This is a genomic window from Peptoniphilus sp., assembly GCF_034090345.1.
In the GTDB taxonomy this organism is placed as follows: domain Bacteria; phylum Bacillota; class Clostridia; order Tissierellales; family Peptoniphilaceae; genus Peptoniphilus.
Map to the genome: position 1 here is coordinate 1 of NZ_JAXDSS010000076.1, position 2,302 is coordinate 2,302.

Here is a 2,302-nt window from a genome sequence, read left to right on the forward strand (position 1 = left end):
CAAATGTAATTACCAATTCAGGAGCTATTGATAGAATAGTTGAATCAGCAGCAGGAGTTTTAGGAGGTTCAAAACTTATTTCTTCATATGTAATGATTTTACTTGGGCTGTTAGTAACATTGGGTATAGGAACTTCATTTGGTACAGTGCCAATTATTTCAGCGATATACGTTCCATTGGCAATGAAGTTAGGATTTTCACCGAGTGCAACAATATTGTTGGTAACAATAGCGGCTGTTTGTGGAGATGCAGGGTCTCCGGCGTCTGATACAACACTGGGACCTACAGCAGGTCTTGGAGTAGATAAACAACATGATCACATAAGAGACACGTGTATACCACAGATCATATTTATAGGAATACCATTAATAGTAGTTGGAGGTTTTATAACTCAATTCCTATAATAAAATAGAAATTTTATAATAGCTTTTATAAGATAAGAATTCATAAAAAAACCTTCTTACAAAATTTTAAGTAAGAAGGGAAATGAATTCTTATTTTTTTATGAACATATTTGGTGCCACATAATGTTTATCTGAACCACCAACTGTCGAGTTTTGTCCTATCCTGGTGTAAGGGGCGATGAATTTACCATTATAAATGAACATTCCTAAAACAGCAGTAAATCCGCTCACTTTAATTTCTCCGGAGTCATCAAATTCTAAGAAAGGTAGTGGTTCCATCTCATAATATTTTTGATAAATATAGTCAGAAATCAAAGCTTCATCTAAAAGTTTTGACCATTCTTCTTTAGAAAAGCCTCTTCCGGCGTAGACACCGTGGCTTGCGTAATCATCGACAGGCTTTATAATGTATTCATCTTTTTTGTTTAAAACTTCTTCATAGACATCTTGGCTAAAATAATCTGTAAAAGGAATATGCTCATCTAAAAATTTATTTTCATAATCAGTCAAAATATTTTGAGTGAGCGGGTCAAGTAGAATTTTGAAAATTAATTTAGTGTGCATAATCTGACTTCTAAAAGAGCCAATTAACATAAACGCATTGTCCATGTAGGCTTTAGTAAAGTCTTGCATTTCAGAATAGTGTTTCATATATTCAACAGTTACTGCACGCCTGTAAACCATGTCGATTTCAAAATTATCACAAACCAATTTTCCATCAACATACTTTAAATCTCTGATATCAAATATTTCACAATTGTATCCAGATTCTATAAAGAGTTGACGGAACTTTTTAAATTCATAAGTAGCACCTATGTCTAAAAAGTCAACAATAGCTATGTTAGGTTTTCTATGATGAGCTGACTCATATATTTTTGTGGATTCTTCAATCCAAGGATGAAACATATCAATGCACTCAACATCATATTTTTTTCTAAACTCTTTCATGGCCAAAGTTTCAATTAACAAATCTCCGACAGTATTGTCTTTATTCATTGCACTTGAGCCATCGGTATTGAACTCAATAAATTTGAATTTATCCATACCGTTGTAGAATACATCGTATCTTGCAATAGGAACTGTTATGTCATATCCTGGGTCGTGTAAAATCAATTCCTCAAGCTCTTTAGAAAATCCAAAAAGTTTTCTGTACTCAGGATTTTTTAAATATTCATGAGTAACTTTTTGAGTTATATCCATTAGAGTTTTGCAAAGCTGTGTGAAATTGTCCTTATCTTCTTGGTCATAAAAAAGGCCTTGATAAGTAACTGGTACGGGCTTCTCTTTGTATATTGCGTTTGAGTGCGCAACATCATCAAGAAGTTTTAAATAGTCTTGGTAATATTTTTTTGAATCTTTTTTAACTAAAGAAATATATTCTTCTGCATATTTTATATTAAACATTTTTATCAACCCTATTATATTCTATTGCACTCCTAAGACCTTCGGATTCAAATATACTTTCAAAAACGTCTTTAGGAGATTTTCCACTATCTATGATTTTTTTTATAGGAGATAAGAAGTGAGCTTCATCTCCAAGTGCTGAATAAGCCAAATCATATAGCTTTTCAAGATGTTCTAAAATTGTAATTTCCTTGTACTTAGCTTTTAGACCATGTAAAAGAGTTTCAGATTTAGTTTCCATAACTTCACTATAAGTCGTGCCTTCAAACATCTTTTCCAAAGCATTTAAACTATCTTCAGAGTAGAAAAGTCCTTTTATAAGAGAAACTATCGCAAAATTTGTAGGATAGTTCACTCCATCCATCATTCTAAACTCAAGATAAGTTTTTAATCTAACATCAGGAAATACTATTGAAATGGCATGGAAGATTTCATCATCAGAATCATTTTCAGGGTCGAATAATTCCTTGAAAGGCTTTTTATTGACGCTTATA

General features: G+C 32.2%; 2 protein-coding genes and 1 pseudogene. 1 reads left to right on the top strand and 2 read right to left on the bottom strand.

Annotation, left to right across the window (positions count from 1 at the left end):
* The coding region (locus SOR77_RS06980) for a Na+/H+ antiporter NhaC family protein (RefSeq protein ID WP_320636419.1) at nucleotides 1-404 on the top strand (404 nt) is incomplete at its 5' end.
* A 90-nt stretch (nucleotides 405-494) separates the two neighbouring features.
* Here the strand turns inward: SOR77_RS06980 and SOR77_RS06985 are convergent.
* Nucleotides 495-1,808, bottom strand: a complete 1,314-nt coding sequence (locus tag SOR77_RS06985) for a glutathionylspermidine synthase (RefSeq protein ID WP_320636420.1) — start codon at nucleotides 1,806-1,808, stop codon at nucleotides 495-497.
* A pseudogene (locus tag SOR77_RS06990) lies at nucleotides 1,801-2,302 on the bottom strand (glutamate--cysteine ligase); the annotation flags it as partial. The gene SOR77_RS06985 and the pseudogene SOR77_RS06990, both read right to left, overlap by 8 nt.